The sequence below is a fragment of the Microbacterium pseudoresistens genome, from assembly GCF_013409745.1.
In the GTDB taxonomy this organism is placed as follows: Bacteria; Actinomycetota; Actinomycetes; order Actinomycetales; family Microbacteriaceae; genus Microbacterium; species Microbacterium pseudoresistens.
The window spans coordinates 2,280,872-2,306,201 of record NZ_JACCBH010000001.1 but is presented as its reverse complement, the minus strand read 5'-3'; the positions used below and the strand labels follow the sequence as shown (position 1 = coordinate 2,306,201).

The following is a 25,330-nucleotide window of genomic DNA, read 5'->3' as shown; positions in this document are numbered from 1 at the left end:
CATGTTTGCCCTGTCCGTCACGACGCGGTTGACTCATCTCATGCGCGTCACGAAGCACGAACATGCCACTCTCCGCATCGAGGATCATGGCGAGACGATCATCATCGATCCGGGCTCGTTCACGATCCCGCTCCAAGACCTCGAGCACCTCGTCGCCGTGGTCATCACGCACGAGCACCCCGACCACTGGACTCCGGAGCATCTGGAGCGCATCCTCGATGCGGCGCCCGACGCCGTGATCTACGGGCCGCCTGCCGTGGCGGCCCTCGCCGAGGGATTCTCCGTGCAGGCGGTCGAGCCCGGCGACACGATCACGGCGGGCAGCTTCACACTGCGCTTCTTCGGCGGCATGCACGAGGTCATCCACTCCTCACTGCCCGTCGTGGAGAACGTCGGCGTACTCGTCAACGACGAGCTGTACTACCCCGGCGATTCGTACGCCGTCCCAGAGGGAGTCGAGGTGGATGTGCTCGCCGCGCCCCTCGGTGCGCCGTGGCTGCGCGTGGGCGACGCGATGGACTTCGTGCTCGCTGTGCGCCCTCGCCGCGCCTTCGGCACGCACGACATGACGCTGTCCGTCCTCGGCCGCGGGATGCACCGCCAGCGCCTGCGGTGGGCGACCGAGCAGAACGGCGGCGAGTTCTTCGAGCTCGAGCCCGGCGACGCGCTGCCGAGCTGACGCGGGCTCTCCCCACTGCGAACGACGCGCGCCGCCGTCATAGACTGGCGCGCGTGGGGGATGTCACACCGGTCGGAGCGCATGCGCGCCGTTCCTGGACGCCTCTGCTCGTCGTCATCGGTGCGGCGGTGCTCACGCTCGTGGCCGCGGTGGCGCTCTCGGGCGGCTTCGCCGACAAGCCCGCGACCGCCAGCGAGATCCCCGCACTGAAGCAGGGTGACGTGCACACGAACGATCGCTTCTCCGTGCGCATCGACCACGCCGTGGTGGCCGACGAGAACGAGGCGAGCGGGGTGCGCCCCGACGACGGCGAACGAGTGCTCGCGATCACCGTCGAGGTCGAGAACGTCTCCGACGAGGCCTTCTCCACGACATCCGCTCTGGCTCCCACGCTCACGATTCCCGCGTTCGGCGATGACGCCGATCCGCGGATCTCGCGCATCGACGACGGCACCCGCAATCCGTGGCTGCAACCGGGCCTCCCCACCCGCCTCATGATGGCGTGGGCCGTGCCCCGCGATGTGCTGCAGAGCATCGTCGATGACGAACAGCTCGAGGTGCTCGTGCTCGATCCGCATCGCTACGAGCTGTCGGTCATCGCGACCGGGGTCTCGTGGAAGGACACTACCCCCGGCGCGACCATGCGCGTCGTCGTGGAGGATGCCGGCGGCGAGGTCGACCGATGACCGTGATGCGTCGGGTCCTCCCCTGGGCAGTGGGCGCCGCACTACTCGTCCTCGCGTGGCTGGCCGTCGCCATCGCCCCGACGGATGCGCAGACCGAGCAGCCGTTTCGTACGACGATGCCGCTCGGCGAGCAGGTGTCCACGCGCTCGCTCGCCGGGACCCTCATCGACGTGCGCCTGACTGATCGCCTCCTCTTCGGCCGCTGGACGGCCGAAGGCACCTGGCTCGTGCTCGATCTGGAGCTCGAGGCGACGACCGCGCCCGAATCGCTGCGGTGGGCCGAGCTCGAACGCCCCGGCGGCGAGAAGTACCGCGCCACGGAGCGCATCGACTCGCTTCTCGACGAACCGCTCTCTGCGGGGATCCCGCAGAGAGGCGTGCTCGTGTTCGAGTTGCCGGAGTCCGCACGCGGCGAGCACGTGCGCGTCGACCTCGGGGCCATGCTCGCCGACACCCGCGCAGACGGCCTGCTCTCCGTGGAGGTCGACCTCGCCGAGCTGGACGCGATGCCCGAGCTGCGACTCGACGACGAAGGCCGGTCATGAGCGCGGCCGGGAACATCCTCCCGCCCCGCCGTCCGCCCTCGTGGTGGCGGCGCAACCGGGTCGCGCTCATCGCCCTCGCCCTACTCGTGCCCCTCACCTTCGGGGTGATCGGAGCCCGCGAATGGTGGACGCGCTTCGAGGATCGCCCGGTGTTCCCGTCCGAGGTCTCGGTGGGCGAGGTGACGGCAGGCGCTCAGTGGGCGGGCGCGGAGATCACCGACATCACCGCCCGGGTGGACCGCGACGTCCCGGAAGGTACCCGTGTGCTGCTCGTGCGCCTCGATGTCGAGCCCCTGCAGGATGCCGTCGGGTGCCGCAATCCGGTGCTGCGCGAACTCGACGGCGAGCATCGGGAATGGTCCGCGGCGTCCGGTTCTCTCATGCCCCGCGGTGCCGACGCTGTCACCGAATGCCCCGACGACTCAGCCGCGCCCTTCGAACTCGTGATCCCCTATGTCGTGCCCGCCGATGCCGGGGCGCTCGCTCTCGACGTCGACGTCGCCGTTATCCGCCCCGGCTTCCTGCGCTTCCCGCTCGGATGAACGCTCGATCACGACATGCTCCAGCGTCGTGTCGTACGCCCCGGCGACGATAGCCAGGCGCACCGGCTCGACGATCAGCGGGATGAGAACGAACAGCATCGTGTCGGCGACCTGCCAGAAGGTCTGCAGATCGTGCGGGCCCACGACGCGGATGATGCCGCCGCGCAGCAGCTGCTCCAGCAGCAGGGTGACGCTGTAGCAGAGCACGTACGCACCTACGAGAACCGGCCCGGCACGCAGGGCGAGGGTGAACGCCTTGCCCATCGGCACGACGCGCTCCGTCAGCTCCTCCCACAGCCCTGTCGCGCCGCGGCGGACGACGACGGGCATGCGGTCCCAGCCGCGGCGCGCGGCCTCGATCGCCCGCAGCCGTCTGCGTCGGCGACGCGCCGCCTCGATCGCCACGCCGTAGACGACGCCGGCGATGGTGATCCACGCGAAGGGCAGGGCGACGAGCTCGATGACATCGCCGCCGACCTCCTCGAGCGAGGTCCACACCTGTGCCACGGGGGCGGCGACCTCGCCCAGCCAGGAGCGCAGATCGCCGATCCAGCCGAATACGACCCGGGTCTGGATCCAGTTCCACACGGCGGCGAGCGCATCATCGAGCATCAGCACGAAGAGGTACGTCCACAGCACCTCGCACAGCACCGCGGGCCACTGCGTCCAGCGGGGCAGGCGATCCCGGCGGCGCGCCCACGCCCACCGCAGGCCGAAGGCGACGACGGCGGTGACGATCGCGGGGATGCTCGCGCCGAGCACGGAGATGTCGGGCAGATCCTCTCCTCCGGCACCGCCGAGCCAGAGCTCCGTGACGCGTCGCGCGTAGTCGATCCAGTCTTCGTCGAGGTATCCCCAGATCTCGTAGAACAGCAGGAACGGCACGGTCGCCGTCATCACGGCGTCGAGGAAGAAGCTCCGGCGACGACGCGGATCGGCAGGCGTCGGCGCCAGGGCGCCCAGCGTCTCGAGCTCCGAGCGCATCACGAGGAACATGGCCACGAAGCTGAGCAGCTTGGCCAGCGCGCCGAGGCCAACGAGGAGGGCGCCGAGATAGGTGGACCACTGGGCGACGAAGCTCGCCAGCATGATCGCGAGGTACCGGCCGAGGATGCCCGCCAGCAGCCAGGCGAGCAGCGCGGGCCAGCGACGCACGAGCACCACGCCCGCGGTGCGCAGCATCCGGATCATGACGCCCACGCTATCGGGAGTCGCGCCGGGCCCGACTCCCGACACCGCTCAGGGCTGCGCCTCGCGCACCCGCAGCGAGCGCGCGAGGTGGTCGCGCTGTTCGACGACGAGCCGGCGCAGCGCGCCGGGCGCATCCGCGTTCTCGGCGAGCCAGGCATCGACCTGGTCGAGCGATTCGGCGTCGGGGAACAGCCCCAGCACGAGCCGCCTGGCGATCTCGATGCTGCGCTGCGCCCATGCCTCCCGGATGCGCGAGAAGTACTCGTCGTCGAAGCCCGAGATCAGATCGCGTCGCCCGCCGGCACGCAGTCCGTCGATCGTCGCGGTGAGGTGGTCGTTGCTGAGCGCGGTGTCGTGCCATGCCGACTGCCAAGCCTGCGCCCGGACGTCGGCGACAGGGCGCGCAGCGAGCGCTGTGATCGCCGCGGTGCGTCCGCTGGCCGTGTCGTCGCGCCGCTGCTCGGCGGCCACGTCATCGGCATCGGCGTGGCCGGTGGCGACGAGTGCGGTGAGCAGGGACCAGCGCAGCTCGGGATCCATCGGCAATCCCACCGGGGCGTCGCCTTCGAGCAGGGCACGGACCTCCTGGTGCCGGCCATCGTCGAATGCGGCCGCGGCCGCGAATGCACGCGCCCACGCGAGCTGACCGTCGCTTCCGGCCTCGGCCGCGATCAGCGCCTCCGCGGTCGTCTCGAGCCATTCCCGGCGCCGTGCGGCGCGCGCACCGTCGGCGACGAAGTGCTCGATCGCGAAGGAGGCGTTCAGCAGCACACCGCTCAACAGCGCGCTGTCGGACTCGAGCGGGGCGTGCCGATGCACGATGCGCAGGTAGCGCTCGGCCGCGAGATCGCCATCGCGCGTGGCATTCCACAGCGATGACCACACCAGCGCCCGGGCGAGAGGATCGCCGAGACTCGACAGCGCCTGCTCGACCGCGTCGAGAGAGCGCTCGTCGAGGCGCGCCTTGGCGTAGGTGAGGTCGGCGTCGTTGATGAGGGTCAGGTCTGCCTCGGCGAGCGCGAGCGCAGTCCGCTCCTCGCCGAGGCCGACGGCGATCCGCTCGCGCAGCGCGAGGCTCGTGGCCTCGAGGTCGTAGAGTCCGACCTGCAGCCGGTGCGGGCGCACCTCCGACTGCACGAGTACGGCGCTAGCGGCATCCGTGCGCTCCAGACTCAGCGTGCTCACACCCGTGGTCTGCAGCCAGGCCGCGGACCAGGCACGCATGTCTCGGCCCGAGACCTCGGCGAGCTCTGCGAGCAGGTCGTCGAGAGTCGTGTTGCCGAAGGCATGGCGTGCAAAGTACCGGCGGGCGCCTTCGAAGAACGCGTCTTCGCCGACGAAGGCGACGAGCTGCTTGAGCACGGCGGCGCCTTTGGCGTACGTGATGCCGTCGAAGTTGAGCTTCGCCGCCTCCAGGTCGGGGATGTCGGCGACGATCGGATGCGTCGTCGGCAGCTGATCCTGCGTGTACGCCCACGCTTTGCGCCGGTTCGCGAACGACACCCACGCATCCGTGAACTGCGTGGCGGCGACCGAGGCGTGCGCGCCCATGTAGTCGGCGAACGACTCCTTGAGCCACAGGTCGTCCCACCACCGCATCGTGACGAGATCGCCGAACCACATGTGCGCCATCTCGTGCAGGATCGTGTTGGCCCGGCCCTGATGCTGCGCGCGTGTGGCCGCACCGCGGAACACGTACTGCTCGGTGAAGGTCACCAGGCCCGGGTTCTCCATCGCGCCGAGGTTGTACTCGGGCACGAAGACCTGGTCGTACTTGCCCCACGGGTAGGGGTAGGCGAAGGCGTCGTCGTAGAAGTCGAGGCCCTGCCGGGTGATCTCGATGATCTCGTCGGCATCCAGGTGCGCGGCGAGCGACGCGCGGCACAGCACGCCCAACGGCACGCGCCGATCGCCCTTGCGCCACTCGGCATTCACCCGGTGGTACGGCCCTGCCGCGACGCTGGTGATGTAGCTCGAGATCGGCAGGGTGGGCGCGAACTCCACCGTCTGAGCGTCATCGGTCTCGGCGACGGAGACGGCGCTCTGGTTGGAGAGCACCTGCCAGCCGCGCGGCGCCGACACGACGAACGTGTACCGGGCCTTCATGTCGGGCTGCTCGAAGCAGGCCATCACTCGCCGCGAGTCGGCCGGCTCGTACTGGGTGTAGAGATACGTCTCGCCGTCGACGGGGTCGCGGAAGCGGTGCAGCCCCTCCCCCGAACGGCTGTAGGCGCCCACCGCATCGACGACGACCGTGTGTGACCCTGCCGCAAGCTCCGGAAGAGCGATGCGTGCGCCGTCCCAGCGCACATCGCATGCGGCATCGTCGATGCGCAGCCCACGCACCTCTTCACCGAGGAAGTCGAGCCACGTCGTCCCCGCCTCGGCGAGTTCGATCGCAAGCCTTGTCGTCGTCGGGAATCCGCTGCTGCCCGGATCGGGCGCCCCGGTGAGGTCGAGTTCGACGCGGATGTCATGGACGGAGACGTTCGCGGATCGCGCGCCGGTCTCCTGCCTGGTGAGGTTCGCACTGGTCATGATCCCCATCGTTTCACGTCGGGCGGGCGACGCCCCGGGCCGTGTCCGGGAGCCGCGTGAGAGGCTGGGGTCATGCGCAGACGACATGGAGCGGTGCTGCTCGCCGGGGCGCTGGTCGGCATCCTCGCGCTCTCCTCGTGCGCCGTGGGAGACGGCGATCCGACGCCCTCCGCCCCTCCCCCGAGCTCCGCACCCGCGACCCCGTCGCCCACGGCGACGCCCGAGCCGACCGCAGCCCCTGCTCTGTGGCCGTCGGGCGAGGTCGGCGTCGCCGCCGGGGCGCTGCAGTCCCCGTGGGGCCTCGTCGTCACAGATGACGTCACGCTCATCGGTGAGCGCGACACGGGCCGCATCCTCCGCCTCGACCCCGACGGCGCGCTCACGCAGATCGCGATGCTCGACGATGTCGTCCACGGCGGCGAAGGGGGCCTGCTCGGTCTCGCCCTCGACGACGAGAACCGGCTGTACGTCGCATCGACGGGCAGCGACGGCAACCGGGTGCAGCGGTTCGCCCTCGCGGACGACGCCGGGTCGCTCCGCGAGTCCGAGACGGTGATCGCGGGGCTCCCGTCGGCACGCAACCACAACGGCGGCCAGGTCGCGTTCGGTCCGGACGGCCGGCTGTACGTGACCGTGGGCGATGCCGGCGAGCCCGAGGCCGCGCAGGATGCGGGTTCGCTCGCGGGAAAGATCCTGCGCCTCAATCCCGACGGCACGATCCCGGACGACAATCCCTTCCCCGGCTCCCCCGTGTTCAGCCTGGGCCACCGCAACGTGCAGGGGCTCGCCTGGACCGACGACGAGCGGATGTTCGCGTCCGAGTTCGGCCAGGACACCTGGGACGAGCTGAATGAGATCGTTCCGGGCGGAAACTACGGCTGGCCCGCGGTCGAAGGCACCGCGGGCCATCCGGCCTACATCGATCCGGTGCTGCAGTGGCCGACGTCCGAAGCGAGCCCGAGCGGGTTGGCGGTGATCGGCGGATCACTGGTGCTGGCGAACCTGCGCGGGCAGTCGTTGCGCGTCGTCCCCATCGCCGACCCGCAGGGGCAGCAGGTGTTCTTCAGCGGCGTGTACGGGCGCCTGCGCGCGGTCGCCGTCGCGCCCGACGGCACGCTGCGCATCCTCACGAACAACACCGACGGCCGCGGCGACCCGCGCCCCGGCGACGATCTGCTGCTGTCGGCCTCGTTCGTCGAGGGCGGCTGAGGGTCGGGCTCAGCCCGCCGCGCTCACCGGCACCGGGGCTGCCGCGGCGGTGGCCGCTGTCAGCGCACGGGCGAGGTCGGCGATGAGATCGTCGGCATCCTCGAGTCCGATCGACAGGCGCACGATGTCGGCCGCGGGCCTCGCCTCGGGCGCCACGGGCCGGTGCGTGAGCGCCGCAGGCAGCTGCACGAGCGAGTCGACGCCGCCCAACGACACGGCGTGCGTGAACAACTCGACGCCGTCGATGAACGCCGATGCCGCGGCATAGCCGCCGTGCAACCGCACGGCCAGCATCGCCCCGGGCCCGCGCATCTGGCGTCCGACGAGTCCTCGCTCGTCGTGCGAGCCCGGATAGAACACCTCGGCGACGGCGTCGTGCGGCTCCAGCCACTCCGCGATCCGCCGGGCGTTCTCCTGCTGCGCGCGCAGCCGCACGGGCAGGGTGGCGAGACCCCGATGGAGCAGATAGGCGCCGAGGGGGTGCAGCACCGCCCCGGTGATCGCCCTCACGCGGCGCAGCGCCTCCGCGGTCGGCTCCGCGCACGCGATGACACCGGCGATCACATCGCCGTGCCCGCCGATGTACTTCGTCGCGCTGTGCAGCGACATGCGTGCACCAAGATCGATCGGGTTCTGCAGCAGCGGGGTCGCGAAGGTGTTGTCGACGAGCACGGGCACGTCTGCGGCCTGGGCGACGACGGCGGCGATGTCCACGAGATCCAGCGTCGGATTCGCCGGGGTCTCGAGCACGATGAGCCCGGTGTCGTCGCGCAGGTGCTTGTGCACCTCATCCTGACCGCAGAAGGTCGTCTCCACCCCGAGCAGGCGGGAATCGAGCAGGTGGTCGGTGCCGCCGTAGAGAGGGCGCACGGCGACGACGTGACGCTTGCCGATCGCCGTCGTGTGAGCGAGGATCGCCGCGGTCATCGCCGCCATGCCCGATCCGAAGGCCACCGACGCCTCGGCGCGCTCGAGCTCGGCCAGCGCCTCCTCGAACCGCGCGACCGTGGGATTCCACAGCCGCGCGTACACATTGCCGCCCTCGGCAAGCGGATGCCTACCGGTGGCCATCGCCTCGTACGAGTCTCCGCCGTGCTCGATGTCGGGCAGGGGATTCGTCGACGACAGGTCGATGGGGGCGGCGTGCACGCCGAGCGCGGCGAAGTCGGCGCGGCCGGCATGCACCGCGACAGTGTCGGGATGCGGAACGTGCGCGGAAGAGCGAGAAGTGGAATCCATGCCTCTACGATCGCGCAAGGCTTCCTGAACCGCCAGCCGCCCAGGTCGCGTCCAGGGGGTGCCCGTAACGTCGTCACGACGATGCGACAGGATGCGGATACCGCGCCCGCGACAGCGGTGACCGGCGACAGCGGCGCCACGGGCAGGATCGCGGGCCTCGACGGCTTGCGCGGTCTCGCGGCGCTGATCGTCGTCTTCTACCACTGCTCGCTGTTGGCCAGGCCCTTCCTCGATCCTGAGGCATGGACCGTGCTCACCCGCACGCCGATGAAGCTGCTGCTGGCGGGTACCGAGTCCGTGCTTGTCTTCTTCGTGCTTTCGGGACTCGTCGTGGCTCTGCCCGCGCTGCGCGAGGGCTTCTCGTGGATCCGGTACTACCCGGCGCGGCTGCTGCGGCTTTACCTGCCGGTGTTCGGGGCGCTGCTGTTCGCGGCGGCGCTCATCCTCCTCATCCCCCGCGATCCCGCGACGATGCCCGAAGGCTCGTGGATGCGCGATGCCCAGGCGACGACGATCACACCGGGCTCGCTGCTCTCCGAGGCGTCGCTGCTGCGCGCCAGCTACGACATCGACAACGTGCTGTGGTCGCTGCGCTGGGAGCTCTTCTTCTCGCTGCTGCTGCCGCTGTTCGTCTGGATCGCGCTGCGCAGCAGACACCATTCGCTCGTCGTGGCAGCCCTCGCCGTCGCGGCGACGATCACCGGGCGCCTCGTCGAAAGCGACGCGCTCGTGTATCTGCCCGTGTTCCTGCTCGGCACGGTGATGGCGGTGAACCTCGACGCGCTGCGGACGTATGCCGCACGCCCGGCCGTGCGCCGCGTCGTGCCGTACGCCGGGGTCGCCGCAGCTCTCCTCCTGATCGGCACGTGGCTGGCGCGCTGGGTGCTTCCCGACGGCTCGATCGGCGACCGGGCTCTGTGGGGATCGGCGGGGCTGGCGGCCGCCGTACTCGTCGCGATCGCCGCGGTGTGGGCGCCGGCCGCGCGCATGCTCGAGACGCGACCCATGCTCTGGCTCGGACGCATCTCGTTCAGCCTCTACCTCGTGCACGTCCCGATCATCGGAACCGTGGGGTACCTGCTCGGCGTAGAGCACTGGTGGCTGGCGTGCCTGATCGCCGTGCCGCTGAGCCTGCTCGTCGCCGCGGTCTTCTACCGCAGCGTGGAGCTGCCCTCGCACCGGCTCTCGCGCGCGGCGGGCGACCTGTGCCGGAGGCTCGCACGCCGCCCGGCACCCACCGCCGACGGCGGCGCCGCCGCTGTGGCTACTCGGAGCGCGTCCCGATGATCCCTAATCGTCGGCGCGCGATGCCCAGGCGTCGACGCAGGATGCCGAGTCTCCGACGCATCCGCACGCGCAGCGGTTTCCACTCCACGGCGCGCAGCCGCTTCGCATCCAGCGCCGCACCGAGCTCCCGGCCCCACACGCGCGTGACCGTGCGGTCGGCGAACATCGCGGCACGCACGCGGGCACGGTGACGCATCGCCGCCACCTGGGCCTGCGGCATCTGCTGCAGCGCGAGGATGCGATCGGCGATGGCGGCGACATCGCCGGCGGGCACGACGAATCCGTCGATCCCGTCGCGGATGACATCGCTGGGACCGTAGGGGATGTCGTAGGCAATGGGGATGCATCCGGCCGCCATCGATTCCGCGAGCACGAGCGGCAGCCCTTCGGAGGTGGAGGTGAGCAGGCTGAAGTCGGCCTCGGTGAAGCGCTCGCGTGCATCGGTGCGGAACCCGTGCAGGGCGATCCTGTCCTCCGCCTCGTCCTTCGCGATCCGCGCACGCAACGCCGACTCCTGCTCACCCTCGCCGTATACGTCGAGGCGCACAGCGTTGCTCCGGGAGGCGGCCACGGCGACGGCCTGCGCGGCGTGCTCCACGCGCTTTCGTGCCGTCAGCGATGCGATGACGACCCCCGTGCCGCGGACGTGCTCCCGCTCGGCGGGGGGATCCAGGTCGATGCCGTTGGGGATCACGCGCACGCGCGCACCCTCGGCGACACCGTCGGCCCGCATGTCTGCGCGCTGACGCTCGGTGAGAACCACGACGGCGTCGAAATCGGCCGCGCGCCGGAGCACCCTGGCCCGCGAGGGGCGCAGGACGCCGGCGCGCTCGCCCTTGCGGTGCGCGCCGTGCACGAGATGCACGGTGACGACGTTGTCGCGCCGGTAGCCCGCGGCGAAGCGCGCCGCCGTCTTCGAATCGACGATGAGGAAGTTCGTGCCGCGGCGGGTGAGCCGATCCAGCCACCACGCGTACAGCTTCCAGCTTGAACCCCAGGTGCGCAGCGGCGCACCGTGCTCGTCGTACGCGACGATGCGCCGATGGCCGTCCACTACGCGATCCGTGGCGAGCAGGGTGCCGTCGCGGCGGAAGCGGTCAGTGCCGATCAGCGATCCCTTCGCATCCCGTCGCTCGCGCAGGAGAACGATGCCCGCGTGCTCGGCGACCGTGTCGCCCTCCATCGGAACGAGCAGCGCGTCGGCCTCGGGCCGCGTGTTCTGCGGCGCAACCGGCCGTTGTCGGAGGTCGTCCCACAGGTTGCGGATCGACAGACCGTCGACGAGCTCGCCCGAGGTCCGCATGCGCTGCTCGAGCTCGGGATAGTCGGCGCGATCGTCGAGGGTCAGCACCGTGACGTCGACACCGGCCAATCGTACGAAGGCGCGGGAGCGGTGCAGCATGGCACCCGTCATGCCGCCGTAGCGGTCGGCGATCCCCCAGGTGAGGGCGAAATGGCGTCCATGGGGGAAGCCGAGCCGGGGCGAGCCGGAAGATGCCGAACGCATGACGGCGACGTTAGGCCCCCCATCCGTGGACACGCTGGGAGAGCGCCCTCAGAACGTCGTGTCCGCCTTCACCCCTCACGCGGCTGCAGCACCCCGTCGTGCAGTTCGAGCACGCGGTCGGCCCGGGCGAGCATCGCGGCATCGTGGGTGGCGACGACCGCGGCCGTGCCCCGCTCGTGCACCAGAGCGGCGATGAGCGCCATGATCTGTGCGCCCGTCTCGCTGTCGAGCTGCGCTGTCGGCTCATCGGCGAGCAGGATCCCCGGATTCATGACGAGCGCCCTGGCGATGCCCACCCGCTGCTGCTGTCCGCCGGAGAGTTCGCCCGGGCGCTGGCGCGCGTGATCCTCCAGCCCGACCGCCCGCAGCGCCTCGGCCACGCGGCGATCGCGCTCGGCGGGCTCCGTGCGGCGGACGCGCAGCGGCACCTCGACGTTCTCGGCCGCCGAGAGCACGGGGATGAGTCCCGCCGTCTGGAAGATCGAGGCGATGCGCGTGCCGAGCATCTCGTCGAGCGCCGAGCCCGCCGTGACGAGGTCGACGTCGTCGATCGTCACGCGGCCCGAGGTCGGCGCATCGAGCCCGCCGAGCATGGTCAGCAGGGTCGTCTTGCCTGAACCGGAGCGCCCGGTGATCACGACGAGCTCTCCCTCGTTAACCTCCAACGTGGCCTCCCGCACGGCCACGACGTCTTCGCCCGCGCCGCGGAAGACCCGCGAGAGCGCTTCTGCGCGGAGTACGACGGTCATGAGCGTTCTCCATCCCGACGAGAAGTCCGGGCGGCCCGTCTCGTCAACGGCTTGGGTGCGTCAGAGGCATCCGCGGCATCCGGGGTGTCGCGGCGCCCGGGTCCGCCGGGCGCGACCCGCACGTGGTCGGGCTCGAGCGTGAGCCGCACCCGATCGCGCAGGTCGAGCTCGGTGACGAACTCGGCGGGCAGCTGCATGCGCCCCGCGCGATCCAGCACGGCGTACTCCTGTGCCGTGCGCACGGCGCGACCGTCGTCATCGGTCGCCGTGCTGCGCAGCGTCTCGGTGGCCGTGCGGCCGTCACGGATGCGCACGGTGCGCTCGACATGCTCGGAGACCCCGGCATCGTGCGTGACGATCAGGGTGGTGACGCCGCGCTCGCGATTCACCGTCTCCATCGCCGCGAGCACCTCCGCGCTCGTGTGCTCGTCGAGCTCGCCGGTCGGCTCGTCGGCGAGAAGCACACGCGGACGATTGGCCAGGGCGACGGCGATCGAGACGCGTTGGCGCTGACCGCCCGACATCTCGGCGGGGCGCTTGTCGGCCACTTCTCCCGCATCCAGCAGCTCGAGCAGGTCGATGCCGGCCTGCGCCCGCTCTGCCCGGGGCACGACGCCGGCGACCTCGTGCACCATCTCGATGTTCTCCTTCGCCGACAGGTACGGCAGGAGGTTGCGCGCCGATTGCTGCCAGACGAACCCGACGCTGCGACGACGGTACTCCAGCCGTTCTGCGCCCTTCATCGTCACCAGGTCGTGCCCTGCCACGCGTGCTGTGCCGGCGGTGGGCTGATCGAGCCCGGCCAGGATGCCCAGGAGCGTGCTCTTGCCCGATCCGGATGCACCCACGAGCGCGACCATTTCGCCGGTCCGCATCCGCAGCTCCAGCCCCTGAAGCGCCTGCACCTCCACGCCCTGCGCGGTGAAGATCCGCACCAGGCCCTCGCAGACGATCGCCCCATCGGTCATGACGTCCATCCTCTCGCCCCGTTCGTGCATCACAGCTCCCGTTCGTCGTCGCCGCGGATCGCCTGTGCCGAGTGCAGACGCGAGGCGAGCACGGTGGCCGCGGCCACGGCGACGGCTGCCACCATGGCGAAGCCCACCACGACGAACAGCGGCCAGACCCCGCCGAGTGCGACCGCGGGCTGCGCCGGACCGCCGACGAAGCCGCGCAGGTCGAGTGCGGGGATGACCAGCCACGCCATCGTCACCCCCGCTGCCACGCCGAACGGCAGCGCCAGCAGCAGCGCAGGTACCACTTCCCACGCCACGAGTCGTCCCGCGGCGCGACGCGGATGCCCCAGGGTGCGCAGAATGGCCAGCATCCGGGCTCGCGCGGGCGCGCCAAGCACGAGCATCGCGACGACCGCCACACCCAGCAGCACAGCCACGACGCCACTGGCCGCCAGCAGCGCACTGCGGACCAGGCTGAAAGCAGGATCGTCGGTGTAGCCCGCGGCGATGGAGGCGGGGGTCTGGAAGCTCGCGCCTTCGCCGAGAGCGGCTGCGGCGGCGGCACCCACGGCATCCGGATCGGCCCCGGGCGCGAGCGAGAGGTACAGCTGCGAGCGCCCCGTGCCGCGCTCGCCGAGCGTGCGCGCATGGGCGGCGTCGACGATGATCCACTGCTCGGCGCTGCCGAACGGCACCTGCGGATCCACGGTGCCGACCACGCGCACCGCGGTGCCGCCGACCTCGATGTCGCCATCGGCGCCCGCAATCGTCCCGAGTCGCGCCATCAGCGGCTGCGAGACCACGATGGGCACGCCCTCGTCGTCATCAGCCGTGAGCGACTCGGGCAGCGGCAGTGGCACCATCGTGTCGCGCTGCACGGCGACCATGTCGTCGCGATCGACCGTGTACAGGTGCGCGCGGGTCTTCTCGGTTCCCGCCGAGACGTCCACGGTCATATCGCCCCGCAAGGCCGCCATCGCCGCCACTCCGTCGAGCGCAGCCACCCTGTCGGCGGCATCCTGCGCGATGTAGGCGGAGTCCACGCGCACTTCGGCGCCCGCGGCGACCGCAGCCGAGCGTGCGATGCCCTGGGTGACCGTCGCGGCGAACGCGACCGAGAAGATCGCCACGCCGAGTCCGATGACCACGGCGAGCACGGGTGCGGTGCGCACGACCGGGTCGCGACGCGCGCGTGCGGGGCCGAGGAGCGCGGCGAGCCCGGCGCGGCGCCGGGCCCGGCGCTCGGCAGCACGCAGGAGCAGCGGAAGCAGTCGCAGCGTGACGATGCTGCCCGTCGCACCCAGGAGCACGGGCAGCGCGAGCAGCAGCGGATCGGCGCCTCCCGCGGCGCCGCGTGCCACGACGAGTACGGGCAGGGCCGCCGTGAGGGCCAGCACAAGAATCTCGAGCGCGAGCCGCCACCTGCTCACACCGGCGTGCACGGTGTCACCGAGGTCGCGGCGTTCGTGACGCCCCGCATCGGTCAGGGCACCCCATGGCAGCGCGATGACGGGAGCTGCGGCGAGCGCGAGCGGCACGACGAGCGTCCACGTGCCCGCCCAGCCCGAGACGGCAGCGGCCGCCGCCGCCCCGAATACGGCACCGAGCAGCCCCAGCGCGGCTCCCTCTCCCCCGAGCCGTGCGATGAGGTGTTCGGTGGAGGCGCCGCGCGCCCGCAGGACTCGGGTGGGCGTCACGCGGCGCACGGCGAGCATCCGCGACACGAGGGCGAGCACGACGAGCGCAACCGTGACGGGCCCGACAGCGGCGATGCTGACGACGGCCGTCATGGCATCCGCCCTGGACAGCCCCGTGTCGATCGCCTGCGGGAGGGCCGAGCTGAACGGCAGTCCGCGGTTGTAGAAGGTCCGGTCGTACATGGGGATGTCGACCGGGTCTGCAGAGAGCAGGCGCAACTGGGCGGCCGCCTGCTGCGCCGTGGCGCCGTCCAGCGCCGCGGTGTCGAACGGCATCCACGAGACGACCTTGATATCGCTCACGCGGTCGACGAGCGCGGCGGCCTCATCCGGGTGCATGAAGGCGGACGCGACGAGGATGCGGTCGCCGCTCGCCGTGACCTCGACGGCGGGCCGGAGAGATCCGTTGATGAACGCCCAGTCCTGATCGTTCTCGTCGTTCGGGGCGACGATTCCCGTGAGCACGACAGTGCGATCCTCCCACCGGCGGGTGGTGCCCAGCGGCCAGATGAGCTGCTCCGCGACGGCCTCGGTCAGGGCGATCTCGATACCGTCACCTGGCGCGGTGATCTCGGGAAGGCGCCCGTCGACGAGCTCTGCACGATCGGTCATCCCCGGATCCGCGACGAGCGCCACCTTGTTCTGCGGCACCGGTTCGACGCGATCGGGCGAATCGTCCTTCGATGGGAACGGATCCACGGTCATCACCATCCGGGGCGCACCCAGCATGTTGCGCAGCGGCTCGGGCTGTTCGCGACGTTTCTGTTCCACCTCGTCCAAGGCTCTGCTCCAGACGCCGGCGTCTCCCGTGGCGGCGTCATCGAAGGCGGGAAGGCCCGGCGTGGTCGCAGAGGGCCACCTCGCCAGCTCGGGAACGCTCGAGACGGCACTCTGGATGGTCGCGGTGCGTCCCTCGGCGAGCAGCGCGGGAGCGGCGAGGCCGAGGTACGACAGCGCGGCGATGACGACGACGAGGAACAGCGACAGCGCGGGAGCCGTCGACGCACCGCGCACGAACAGCCTCAGCCGGCTATTCATGAGGCGGCTCCCAGCACGACGGGCAGCACGACGGCGGCGACCACCGCGCCCACGACGGCACCGGCGACGGCCGCGTAGACCGCCACGAGAGCCGTCTCACCCGCCCGGAGCGCACGGTGCTGAGACGGTGAGAGTCCGAGTGCGCGCAGCACCGTCGGCTCCTCGCGGCGTGCGCTGGCGGCGGCCGACGATGCTGCGACGAAGCCGATGACGCCGAGGACGACCGCCACGAGTGCCCCGATGATCAGCAGCGCCGGTGCGACGCCGGTGACCGGGGCCGCGCTCACCTGCGCGGCGGTGAGGATGCGGGCCGGATGCGTCGCCTGCGCACGCAGGTCTGCCGCCGTCTGCTCGGGCGTCGAGCTGCGCACCCATAGCTCGTTGGGAGCGAGATCGCCGATCTCCGCGAGCGTCGCCGGATCGACCGCCATTCCGAGGCGGTCGCCGATGCTGGGAAGCGACTCGACGATGCGTACGACCTCGAACGTCGCCGGTCGGGCGACCGAGCGCACACGCGCCGTGAAGACGGTGCCGTCGCGTGCGCCGAGCCGATCGGCAAGGCTCCGGGTGATAGCGACGGCGAGCCCCTGCCCCGAGCTCGTGCTGAGTGCCGCTCCCAGTCCCAGCGCGCCGGGCGGCCCGGCGACGAGCACGGCGGAGTCGGATCCGACCGTGACGGAGTTCCGCAGTATCTCGTCGGCCGCCGTCACGCCGGGCCAGGTCGCCACTGTCTCCGCCGTCGCATCGAGCCCGTCCGCGGCGATCATGCGCACGTCGGCGCCGAGCAGCGCATCGAGTGACTTCTGCTCAGCGGCGCCGGTCACTGCGGGGGCAGCCACCGCGACGGCCGCCGACGCCGTGGCCAGCCCGAGGCACAGGATGGCGACGGCGACGACGCCCATCCTCCGCGCGACCTGCCGCAGCGGGAGGAGCGGAGCGATCCCTCGGGTGGACCGCAGGAGCCGCTCGAGCAGGGCCGCGAGCGGGCCGGCGATCACAGGGGCGAGCGCGCAGCCGGCGACGAGCAGCAGGGCGGGCGCGGCGGCGGCCAACGGCTCCGGCGCACCGTCGGGGGTGACCACCGACCCCGTGGCGAAGAGCTGCCAGGCCGACAAGGCGCCGAGGATCGCGGCGACACCGGCAGGGAGGAGCAGCGCGGAAAAAGTGCGCGACCCCGCATCGTTGCGCACCGACTCCTCGCGCACGGCATCCGAGCGCACGGCAGCGCGTGCCGCGAACACGGCCGCCCCCGCGACGACGAGCGCGAGTACCGCTGCGGCGGTCACGAGAGCGAGCGCGGTGACGCCCACGGTCAGCCCGAGACCAGCGAGAGCGAGCGCGGCCCCGACGGCGACGACGAGGGCGGCCTCGCCCGCGGCATCGAGGCCGAGTCGGCGTGCGGACGCACCCCTGGCCCGCAGCAGGGCGAGCTCGGTGCGCCGCGCCGAAGCCAGCGTGGCGAGCACGATGCCCAGCACGAGCGCTCCGAGCAGAGCGATGATCAGCAGCGGTGCGACAAGAAGGCCCCGGGTCGCCGCTACCGCCGACGCCTGCCGCTGCACCGTGCGGTCGAGGCCGCCGAGGATGCGCATGTTGCTCGACCGTTGCGGGTCGATCGCGTCGGGCAGATGCGTCACCGCCGTGATCGCCCGCTGGAGGGCGGCACGGTTCGCGGTGTCATCGGTCCGCGGGGCGATCTCCCACGTCGCCGTCGGCGTACCGGGGAGCTGCGCGAGCGCGCCGTCGGCGATGACCGCTGGTCCCATCACGCCGTCGTTCTCACCCGAGGAGACCGACGGATCGCCGTGCCAGGCCGGGTCGGCGGGGTCGTTCGCCTCCCAGGTGCCGACGAGCGTGAGCGTCGTGCCGTCGCGGGTGAGTGTGACCTCGTCGCCGACCTGCAGCTGCCCGCGCTGCGCCGCTGCCGTCGGGAGCGCGAACTCCTGCGGTGTGCGCGGCCACGCGCCCGCAGAGAGCGTGGCGAGGTCAGGGGCGCGGGGCTCGTCGACAAGCCGGAGCGCCGCATCATCGCCGCCAGAGGGTACGCCGTCGACCGTCAACGAGACCAGCCGGGAGACGACGATCGCAGGCTCATCGAGCCCTGCGCGGTCGGCGACGTCGGCGAGCGCCTGCCGCACCTGCGCATCCTGCTGCCCGGCGTCGGCGGACTGCGCGGCGACGACGCGGAGCGTGCGGGCGTCCGGTTCGGCATCGGCGAGGATGTGCGACGCGCCGTCGTCGAGCATCCTCTCGGCCAGGGCGTCGATCGCGCCGATTCCGCCCACAACGAGAGCGGCGACGAGTGCGAGGAGGGCCAGGCGTCCGGCATGCACCGCCGCCCGTCTCACTGCAAACGTCATCGTCCCTCATTCACCGCGCACTGTCGATCATCCTCTCCCCCGAGGTCTATGCGCGCAATGACTCGCGGTCGATGAAACGAAATACGACGATGCCCGACGTCCTTACATGCAGCAAGACGCATGCGGGTGCACGTACCGTAGCAGGAAGCGATCGGCAGATGCCTTTGGCTTCACCCGCCGTCGCAATGCCGCGATGGCACGAAGAACGGTCGTTCACCATCTCCCCCACGCTCGCCGTCTCCGGCGCTCTCGGAACCATCCGCCAGACCTATGCGCGAAAGGAGGACTTCCCACCGATCGCCCGCGCGTACACACAGGTGTCGAAGGTCGTGCGCGAGACGGGTCTGTTGCGTCGCACCCCCTGGTTCTACGTGTTCGTCGCCACCCTGATCTCATTCGGGTTCGGTGGCGCGATCGCGGGCTTCGTGCTGTTCGGTCACAGCTGGTTCCAGCTCTTGATCGCAGCGGCTCTCGGCATCCTGTTCACGCAGGTCGCCTTCCTCGCGCACGAGGCCGCGCACCGGCAGATCCTGAGCTCCGGTCCCGACAACGACCGGCTCGCCCGCGTGCTGGCCGCATTCGTCGGCATGAGCTATTCGTGGTGGGATGCCAAGCACAGCCGCCACCATGCCAATCCCAACCGTGTCGGTAAAGATCCCGACATCGAGATCGACACGGTCTCGTTCATCGAGGAGGACGCCGCCTCCGCGAGAGGCATACGCCGACTGATCACCCGGCGGCAGGGATGGCTGTTCTTCCCGCTGCTCACCCTTGAGGGACTCAATCTCCACTACCTGAGCCTGAAGCACCTCTCCGGCCGCACGGCGGTGAAGGGCCGTTGGCCCGAGTTGGCGATGATCACGGCCCGCTTCGCTCTCGTGCTGACACCGGTGTTCCTGCTTCTGCCGTTGGGCATGGCGTTCGCCTTCGTCGGCGTCATGCTCGCCGTCTTCGGCGTCTACATGGGTGCGTCTTTCGCTCCCAATCACAAGGGGATGCCCGTCATCGCGCCCGATGCGAAGCTGGACTTCTTCTCGAAACAGGTGCGCACCTCCAGAAACATCCGCGGAGGCTGGTGGGCCACCTGGCTCATGGGCGGTCTCAACTATCAGGTCGAGCACCACCTCTTCCCGAGCATGGCGCGGCCGCATCTGGCGAAGACGCGCGAGATCGTCCGCGAGTTCTGCGCCGTGCATGACGTGCCCTACACCGAGACGTCGCTGGTGCGTTCCTACGCGATCGTCATCGACTACCTCAGTCGTGTGGGACTCGCGGCACGCGACCCATTCGACTGCCCGATGGTCTCGTCATACCGCCGCGTCTGAACGGCTGTATAGCCGCGGAATCTCGCCACTCTTCTTGCTGGGGTACCTGGACTCGAACCAAGAACAACTGAACCAGAATCAGCCGTGTTGCCAATTACACCATACCCCAAGGGCATCAGCCGAAGCCGTGCACCGAGGGTCAAGTCTAGCCGACTCCGCGACGCGATCCAAACCCACCACCCGCCCCGCGTGGCGCCCTCAGATCTCTACGCGCGATCCTGAGTGACGAGGGTTGCGTCAGTTCTCGAGCTTGCTCGCGAGCGCGTTGAGGCGGTCGATCGTGGCCTCCTTGCCGAGCAGCTCCATCGACTCGAACAGCGGCGGCGAGACGCGTCGCCCGCTGATCGCAACCCGCGCGGGGCCGTATGCCACTCGCGGCTTGAGGCCGAGGTTCTCTACGAGCGACCCCGAGAGGGCGGCCTGGACGGGCTCCGCGGTGAAGCCCTGCACCGGCTCGAGCGCGGCGATGCTCGCCCGCAGCCCTTCGGCGGCGTTCTCCGGCAGGCCCTTGAGCGCATCTTCGTCGTACGACACGGCGTCGGTGAACAAGAATCCAAGCAGCCCGGGGGCATCGCCCAGCACGGGCAGGCGCTCCTGGATGAGCGGGGCGGCCGCGGCGATGAGTTCCGACTCCTCGTCGGTGGGCTGCTCCCCCACGACGCCCGCCTTCTGCAGATACGGCGTGATGCGGGCGGCGAAGTCGGCAGGATCGAGCATCCGGATGTGGTCGCCGTTGATCGACTCGGCCTTCTTCTGGTCGAAGCGGGCCGGGTTGGGGTTCACATCCTCGATGCGGAACGCCGCGACCATCTCCTCCTGCGAGAACACGTCGCGGTCGGGCGCGATGGACCAGCCCAGCAGCGCGAGGTAGTTCAGCAGCCCCTCGGGAATCATGCCGCGCTCGCGGTGCAGGAACAGATCAGCCCGGGGATCGCGCTTCGACAGCTTCTTCGTGCCGTCTCCGAGCACGAGCGGCATGTGCCCGAAACGCGGGATGAAATCGGTCACCCCGGCATCCACCAACGCCGAATACAGCGCGAGCTGGCGCGCCGTGGATGGCATGAGGTCCTCGCCGCGCAGCACGTGCGTGACGCCCATGAGCGCGTCATCGACCGGGTTGACGAACGTGTACAGCGGAATGCCGTTGGGCCGTACGATCACGAAGTCGGGGAAGGATCCCGCCGGGAACGTGACCTCGCCGCGGATGAGGTCGACATAGGTCACATCGCCGTCGGGCACGCGCAGACGCAGCGCCGGCTGGCGGCCCTCGGCGCGAAAGGCGGCCTTCTGCTCGTCGGTGAGGTCACGGTCGAAGTTGTCGTAGCCCTGCTGCTTGGCACGACCGTTCGCCTCGTTGCGCGCGTCGATCTCCTCCGCGGTCGAGAAGCTCTCGTACACCGCCCCCGCGGCGATGAGCTTGTCAAGCACCTCGCGGTAGATGTCGTGACGCTGCGACTGGCGGTACGGCGCGTGCGGGCCGCCCACCTCGACGCCCTCATCCCAGTCAATCTTGAGCCAGGTGAGCGCATCGAGCAGCTGCTCGTAGCTCTCCTCGCTGTCGCGTGACGCATCGGTGTCTTCGATGCGGAAGATGAGCTTGCCGCCGTGGTGGCGCGCATAGGCCCAGTTGAACAGGGCGGTGCGCACGAGGCCGACGTGCGGCAGGCCGGTGGGCGACGGGCAGAAGCGAACGCGAACGTCGGCGCCGGTGGCCGTCGTCGTGCGGGGATCGGGAGTAGCCATAGCCCCTCAATCCTAGTTCCGCACCGCGATTCAGACGATGAGGGTCGTCAGCGACCCACGGCGATGGCGGCGGTGTGTTCGAGCGGCACGAGTCCGTCGACGACGAGTTCGGCGCAGAGCGTGTCGAACGCGGCACGGAAGCGGTGCCGCTCCGCCGCGTCCAGTCCACGGTACAGACGCCCGGCACCGGCGACGCCGCCCTCGGCCGACAGCCAGAGCGCGGCGGGATCGACCCACCAGGTCCAGGTCTTCTCGTGCACGTCGACGGAAGCCCATCCGCCCTCGGTCAGCATGACGCCGAAGCCGTCGGCGGTGCGGACGAAGTCCTTCTCGGGCGGAAGCTGCTCCGGGGCCGGAACGTCGATAACGGCACGGTCGCGCACATCCGCCCAGAACCACGACGGCGAGCGCGACCAGATCGTCGCGGCCACCGCATGGCGGGCCACGCGGGCGAGCTCCCCCGCGCAGCGGCGCGGATCGTCGACGTGATTCAGCACGAAGTTCGCGGTGACGACGTCGAAGGCGTCGTCACCGAACGGCAGCTCGGGCAATCCGCCGTCGACGACCCGGAGCCGAGGATGCTCGCGTGCGACGATCTCGCGCATCGATGCCTCGGGCTCGCATGCCGTCACCTGCCAGCCGTCAGTGGCCAGTCGCGCGGCGAGCCGGCCGGTGCCCGCGCCGACGTCGAGCAGCGACCGCCCTCCGGCGCGACCGAACGCAGCGCTCAGATCGTCACCGGTCTCTGCGCACAACGAGGCGTACGACGCCTCGTACGCGGCGCCGACGCCGCCCCACTCGGTCATCCTTCGGCCGCGATACGTGCGAGGCGCCCCGCGGGCGACAGCACGACGATCCCGATGACGACGACCATGGCGGCCACGGCCAACCCCGCGTAGGCGAACAGATCGAGCACACCGCCTGCGAGCACGGCGGCACCCGCGGCGGCGAAGCTCATGAGCGAATCACTGAGGCCCTGGCGCTTCGTGCGCAGCCGCGGCGCACTCGCCTCGGTGAGCAGGGCCGCCCCGGCCACCGTCGACGCACTCCAGCCCAGTCCGAGCAGACCAAGGGCGACCATGACGCCCGTCGCATCCTCGTTCGCGAAGAACGCGAAACCCAGTGCGCCGGCGAACAGCGCCTGTCCCAGCAGGATCACACGCATCCGCCCCCAGCGGTCGGCGAGGATGCCGAACACGGGCGAAAGCGCATACATCCCCGCGACGTGGATCGCGATGGTCGTGCCGACCAGCGCCGTCACATCCTGCGAGGTCGCATGCCCGCCGTGCATCGCATGCGCCATGTGCGAAAGGTGCACCGGGGTCATCGCCATGACGGCGACCATGACGACGTGTGAGCCGGCCACGGCGAGGATCGCGTAGCGGGCGACCCGCGGGCGATCCTGCACGGCGAGTGCCGTCGCCGTCGCACCGGTGTCGACGAGGCCGCGCGCCGACAGCAGCGGGTCGGGGCGCAGTGCCACGATGTACAGCACGAACGCCGCGGCCTGCGCGATGAGCGAGAACAGGTACGACCCGGTGTTGGGCGGCATGCCGATGATCTGCCCGAGCGCCTCGCCCGGCCCGAGCATGAGCGGCCCGGTGACGCCGCCGACGGTGGTCGACCACACGACGATCGACAGGTCGCGCCCGCGGTGGGCGGGAGCGGCGAGATCGGTCGCGGCGAAGCGCGCCTGCAGGTTGCCGGCGTTGCCCGCCCCGATGAGCAGGATGCCGACGATGAGCAGCGGGAACGAGCGGATCGCCGCGGCGAAGATCACGATGCCGACGCCGACGAGAGCGAACAGGTTGCCGAGCGTGAGCGCGCGCCGACGCCCCAGCGCCTGCGCCATACGCGCGAGCGGGATGGCACAGATCGCCGCCCCGAGCGTCGTCGCCGCAGTGGCCAGGCCCGAGAGCGCGTCGCTGCCCGACAGATCGGCAGCCAACAGGGCCCCCAGCGACACCGTGGAGCCGAAGGCGATCCCGCCGAGAACCTGCCCGGCGGCGAGCGTGAGAACCGTACGACGCTGAACCCGCACTCGCCGTTGCGGATCGAGCGCGACCGTAGCGCTCACTCGACGGGCAAGGCGTCTCGCGCCGAGTTCCGCAGGGTGCCGATGCCGGTGATCTCCACCGACAGCGCGTCACCCGCCGTGAACGCTCCGACACCTGCGGGCGTGCCGGTCATGATGATATCGCCCGGGAGCAGGGTGAACACGGCGGATGCATACTCGATGATCGCCGGAACCGAATGGATCATGTCGGTCAGCGGAGCCTGCTGGCGCACCTCGTCGTTGACGCTCGTGCGAATCGTGGCCTGCGCCGGATCGAATTCGGTCTCGATGACGGGACCGAGCGGGCAGAAAGTGTCGAACCCCTTGCCCCTGGCCCACTGGCCGTCTTTGCGCTGCAGGTCGCGCGCCGTCACGTCGTTGCCGATCGTGTATCCGAACACGTAGTCGAGAGCATCCTCCGCCCGCACGTTCTTCGCGATGCGGCCGATCACCACGACGAGCTCGCCCTCGTACTCGGTCTGCTCCGACAGGGTGGGCCGCACGATCGTGTCGCCCGGGCCGATCACGGCGGTGTTCGGCTTGAGGAACAGCAGCGGCTCCTCCGGCGCCTCCCCGCCCATCTCGGCGGCGTGGTCGTGATAGTTCTTGCCCACGCAGACGACCTTGGAGCGCGGGATCACCGGGGCCAGCAGTGCCGCATCCGCAAGCGGGATGCGCTCCCCCGTCGTCTCGAATCCGGCGAACATGGGGTCGCCGGCGAGCACGACAAGATCCTGGTCGTCGACGATGCCGTACTGGATACCGTCGTTGTGGCTGAACCGCGCGATCTTCACCCTCTCACCCTATCCGCGCCTCGGCGGCGACGGGCGAGGGATCGGGGAGGCATCAGGCGTCGAGGCGGGTGAGCCATCCGTGGCGGTCCTCACGGCGACCGTACTGGATGTCGGTGAGCTCCTCGCGCAGAGACAGCGCCAGCTCACCGATCGGCTGGGCGTCCTCGAATCCCGCGCCCTTGAGCGTGCCGATGGGTGTGACCACGGCCGCCGTGCCGCAGGCGAACACCTCCACGATGTCGCCCGAGGCGACGCCGTCGCGCCATTCCTGCAACGACACCGGCCGACGCTCGACGGTGAGCCCACGGTCCTCGGCCAGCTGCAGCAGCGACTCGCGCGTGATGCCCTCGAGGATGCTGTCGGAGTCGGGCGTGATCAGCCGGCCTTCCTTATGCACGAAGACGATGTTCATGCCGCCGAGCTCTTCGACGCTGCCGTCGGCATCCAGGAACACCACCTGGTCGCAGCCGTGCTCGCTCGCCTCGGCTTGCGGCAGAAGGCTCGCGGCGTAGTTGCCGCCGGTCTTGGCGGCCCCCGTGCCGCCCTTGGCCGCACGCATGTAGTCCTCGCTGAGCCAGATGCTCACCGGCGAGACGCCGCCCTTGAAGTAGGCGCCGGCGGGCGAGGCGATGAGGTAGTACGCGACCTTCTTCGCCGGGCGCACGCCGAGGAACGCCTCCTTGGCGAAAATGAACGGCCGCAGGTACAGGCTCTGGTCGTCCCCTGAGGGCACCCAGGCGCCGTCGAGCGCGATCAGCTCGCGCAGCGACTGCAGGAAGTACTCCGTGGGCAGCTCCGGAAGGGCCAGACGGCGGGCGCTGCGCTGCAGGCGGGCCGCGTTGCGATCGGGGCGGAACGTGTGGATCGACCCGTCGGCGTGACGGTACGCCTTGATGCCCTCGAAGATCTCCTGCCCATAATGCAATACTGCCGCGGCCGGATCCAGCGAGATGGGCCCATACGGCTGCACGCGCGGACGGTGCCAGCCGCCCTTCTCCGACCAGCACACGTCGACCATGTGGTCGGTGAAGAAGGTGCCGAAGCCCGGGTTCTGCAGGATCTCCTCGCGCTGAGCAGGGCTCTTGGCGGCGAGGTTGCGGGTCACGGCGAACGTGAACGGGGCGGTTGCGGTGTCGGTCATGTCACATCCTGCGGGTCGGTGCGGACGGCGGCGTGCGCCGCTCTCAGA

General features: G+C 70.5%; 20 protein-coding genes and 1 tRNA gene. 7 read left to right on the top strand and 14 right to left on the bottom strand.

The window, feature by feature from the left end; all coding sequences use genetic code 11:
* Positions 1–40 precede the first annotated feature (40 nt).
* The 4 genes from BKA02_RS11345 to BKA02_RS11330 are packed head-to-tail and all read left to right on the top strand — an operon-like array spanning position 41 to position 2,452.
* The gene (locus tag BKA02_RS11345; RefSeq protein ID WP_179434121.1) at positions 41–679 is read left to right on the top strand and encodes an MBL fold metallo-hydrolase; all 639 of its coding nucleotides are present in this window, start codon (positions 41–43) and stop codon (positions 677–679) included.
* 53 nt (positions 680–732) lie between these two features.
* A complete protein-coding gene (locus BKA02_RS11340) occupies positions 733–1,365 on the top strand; it encodes a DUF4352 domain-containing protein (protein WP_179434119.1) in 633 nt (210 codons plus the stop codon).
* Positions 1,362–1,910: a hypothetical protein gene (locus tag BKA02_RS11335; protein ID WP_179434117.1), complete on the top strand. Its 549-nt coding sequence runs from the start codon at positions 1,362–1,364 to the stop codon at positions 1,908–1,910. Before BKA02_RS11340 ends, BKA02_RS11335 begins: the two co-directional genes overlap by 4 nt.
* Positions 1,907–2,452, top strand: coding sequence for a hypothetical protein (locus BKA02_RS11330; RefSeq protein ID WP_179434115.1), 546 nt, complete (start codon positions 1,907–1,909; stop codon positions 2,450–2,452). Before BKA02_RS11335 ends, BKA02_RS11330 begins: the two co-directional genes overlap by 4 nt.
* Here the strand turns inward: BKA02_RS11330 and BKA02_RS11325 are convergent.
* Both BKA02_RS11325 and pepN read right to left on the bottom strand, forming a co-directional pair.
* Positions 2,333–3,643, bottom strand: coding sequence for a hypothetical protein (locus BKA02_RS11325; protein WP_179434113.1), 1,311 nt, complete (start codon positions 3,641–3,643; stop codon positions 2,333–2,335). The two genes, BKA02_RS11330 and BKA02_RS11325, sit on opposite strands and share 120 nt — an antisense overlap.
* A gap of 48 nt (positions 3,644–3,691) precedes the next feature.
* Positions 3,692–6,181, bottom strand: a complete 2,490-nt coding sequence (pepN, locus tag BKA02_RS11320; RefSeq protein ID WP_179434111.1) for an aminopeptidase N — start codon at positions 6,179–6,181, stop codon at positions 3,692–3,694.
* A gap of 72 nt (positions 6,182–6,253) precedes the next feature.
* Here pepN and BKA02_RS11315 point away from each other — a divergent pair, with 72 nt between their 5' ends.
* Positions 6,254–7,390: a PQQ-dependent sugar dehydrogenase gene (locus BKA02_RS11315; protein WP_179434109.1), complete on the top strand. Its 1,137-nt coding sequence runs from the start codon at positions 6,254–6,256 to the stop codon at positions 7,388–7,390.
* Positions 7,391–7,399: 9 nt separating this feature from the next.
* On the opposite strand, the gene BKA02_RS11310 is transcribed toward BKA02_RS11315, so the two are convergent.
* The gene (locus BKA02_RS11310) at positions 7,400–8,629 is read right to left on the bottom strand and encodes a trans-sulfuration enzyme family protein (RefSeq protein ID WP_179434107.1); all 1,230 of its coding nucleotides are present in this window, start codon (positions 8,627–8,629) and stop codon (positions 7,400–7,402) included.
* Positions 8,630–8,746: 117 nt separating this feature from the next.
* On the opposite strand from BKA02_RS11310, the gene BKA02_RS11305 reads away from it, so the two are divergent.
* A complete protein-coding gene (locus tag BKA02_RS11305) occupies positions 8,747–9,916 on the top strand; it encodes an acyltransferase family protein (RefSeq protein WP_179434105.1) in 1,170 nt (389 codons plus the stop codon).
* Here BKA02_RS11305 and BKA02_RS11300 read toward each other — a convergent pair.
* From BKA02_RS11300 to BKA02_RS11280, 5 genes are all read right to left on the bottom strand, one after another.
* Entirely contained in the window at positions 9,894–11,423 is a 1,530-nt protein-coding gene (locus BKA02_RS11300; RefSeq protein ID WP_179434103.1) for a glycosyltransferase, read from the bottom strand. The genes BKA02_RS11305 and BKA02_RS11300 overlap by 23 nt on opposite strands.
* 68 nt (positions 11,424–11,491) lie before the next feature.
* Positions 11,492–12,172 (bottom strand): ABC transporter ATP-binding protein, encoded by a 681-nt coding sequence (locus BKA02_RS11295; protein ID WP_179434101.1) that lies wholly within the window; start codon positions 12,170–12,172, stop codon positions 11,492–11,494.
* Entirely contained in the window at positions 12,169–13,140 is a 972-nt protein-coding gene (locus tag BKA02_RS11290; RefSeq protein ID WP_246286023.1) for an ABC transporter ATP-binding protein, read from the bottom strand. The genes BKA02_RS11295 and BKA02_RS11290 overlap by 4 nt, the downstream gene beginning before the upstream one ends.
* A gap of 29 nt (positions 13,141–13,169) precedes the next feature.
* Entirely contained in the window at positions 13,170–15,863 is a 2,694-nt protein-coding gene (locus BKA02_RS11285; protein WP_179434098.1) for an FtsX-like permease family protein, read from the bottom strand.
* A complete protein-coding gene (locus BKA02_RS11280; RefSeq protein ID WP_179434096.1) occupies positions 15,860–18,223 on the bottom strand; it encodes an FtsX-like permease family protein in 2,364 nt (787 codons plus the stop codon). Before BKA02_RS11280 ends, BKA02_RS11285 begins: the two co-directional genes overlap by 4 nt.
* A 158-nt stretch (positions 18,224–18,381) precedes the next feature.
* Between BKA02_RS11280 and BKA02_RS11275 the strand changes: the two genes are divergently transcribed.
* On the top strand, positions 18,382–19,548 hold the full coding sequence (locus BKA02_RS11275; RefSeq protein ID WP_246286022.1) for a fatty acid desaturase family protein: 1,167 nt from the start codon (positions 18,382–18,384) through the stop codon (positions 19,546–19,548).
* A 37-nt stretch (positions 19,549–19,585) separates the two neighbouring features.
* Here the strand turns inward: BKA02_RS11275 and BKA02_RS11270 are convergent.
* The 6 genes from BKA02_RS11270 to BKA02_RS11245 all read right to left on the bottom strand — a co-directional run bounded on the left by BKA02_RS11270 (position 19,586) and on the right by BKA02_RS11245 (position 25,282).
* A tRNA-Gln gene (locus tag BKA02_RS11270) sits at positions 19,586–19,657 on the bottom strand.
* A 128-nt stretch (positions 19,658–19,785) separates the two neighbouring features.
* Positions 19,786–21,291, bottom strand: a complete 1,506-nt coding sequence (gene gltX, locus BKA02_RS11265) for a glutamate--tRNA ligase (protein ID WP_179434094.1) — start codon at positions 21,289–21,291, stop codon at positions 19,786–19,788.
* Between the two features lie 47 nt (positions 21,292–21,338).
* Positions 21,339–22,097 carry a class I SAM-dependent methyltransferase gene (locus BKA02_RS11260; protein WP_179434092.1) on the bottom strand — a complete coding sequence of 253 codons (759 nt, stop codon included), beginning with the start codon at positions 22,095–22,097 and terminating at the stop codon, positions 21,339–21,341.
* Positions 22,094–23,368 carry an MFS transporter gene (locus tag BKA02_RS11255; RefSeq protein ID WP_343045397.1) on the bottom strand — a complete coding sequence of 425 codons (1,275 nt, stop codon included), beginning with the start codon at positions 23,366–23,368 and terminating at the stop codon, positions 22,094–22,096. Before BKA02_RS11255 ends, BKA02_RS11260 begins: the two co-directional genes overlap by 4 nt.
* Positions 23,365–24,141 carry a fumarylacetoacetate hydrolase family protein gene (locus BKA02_RS11250; RefSeq protein WP_179434090.1) on the bottom strand — a complete coding sequence of 259 codons (777 nt, stop codon included), beginning with the start codon at positions 24,139–24,141 and terminating at the stop codon, positions 23,365–23,367. The genes BKA02_RS11255 and BKA02_RS11250 overlap by 4 nt, the downstream gene beginning before the upstream one ends.
* 52 nt (positions 24,142–24,193) lie before the next feature.
* Entirely contained in the window at positions 24,194–25,282 is a 1,089-nt protein-coding gene (locus tag BKA02_RS11245; RefSeq protein ID WP_179434088.1) for a branched-chain amino acid aminotransferase, read from the bottom strand.
* Positions 25,283–25,330: the final 48 nt, after the last annotated feature.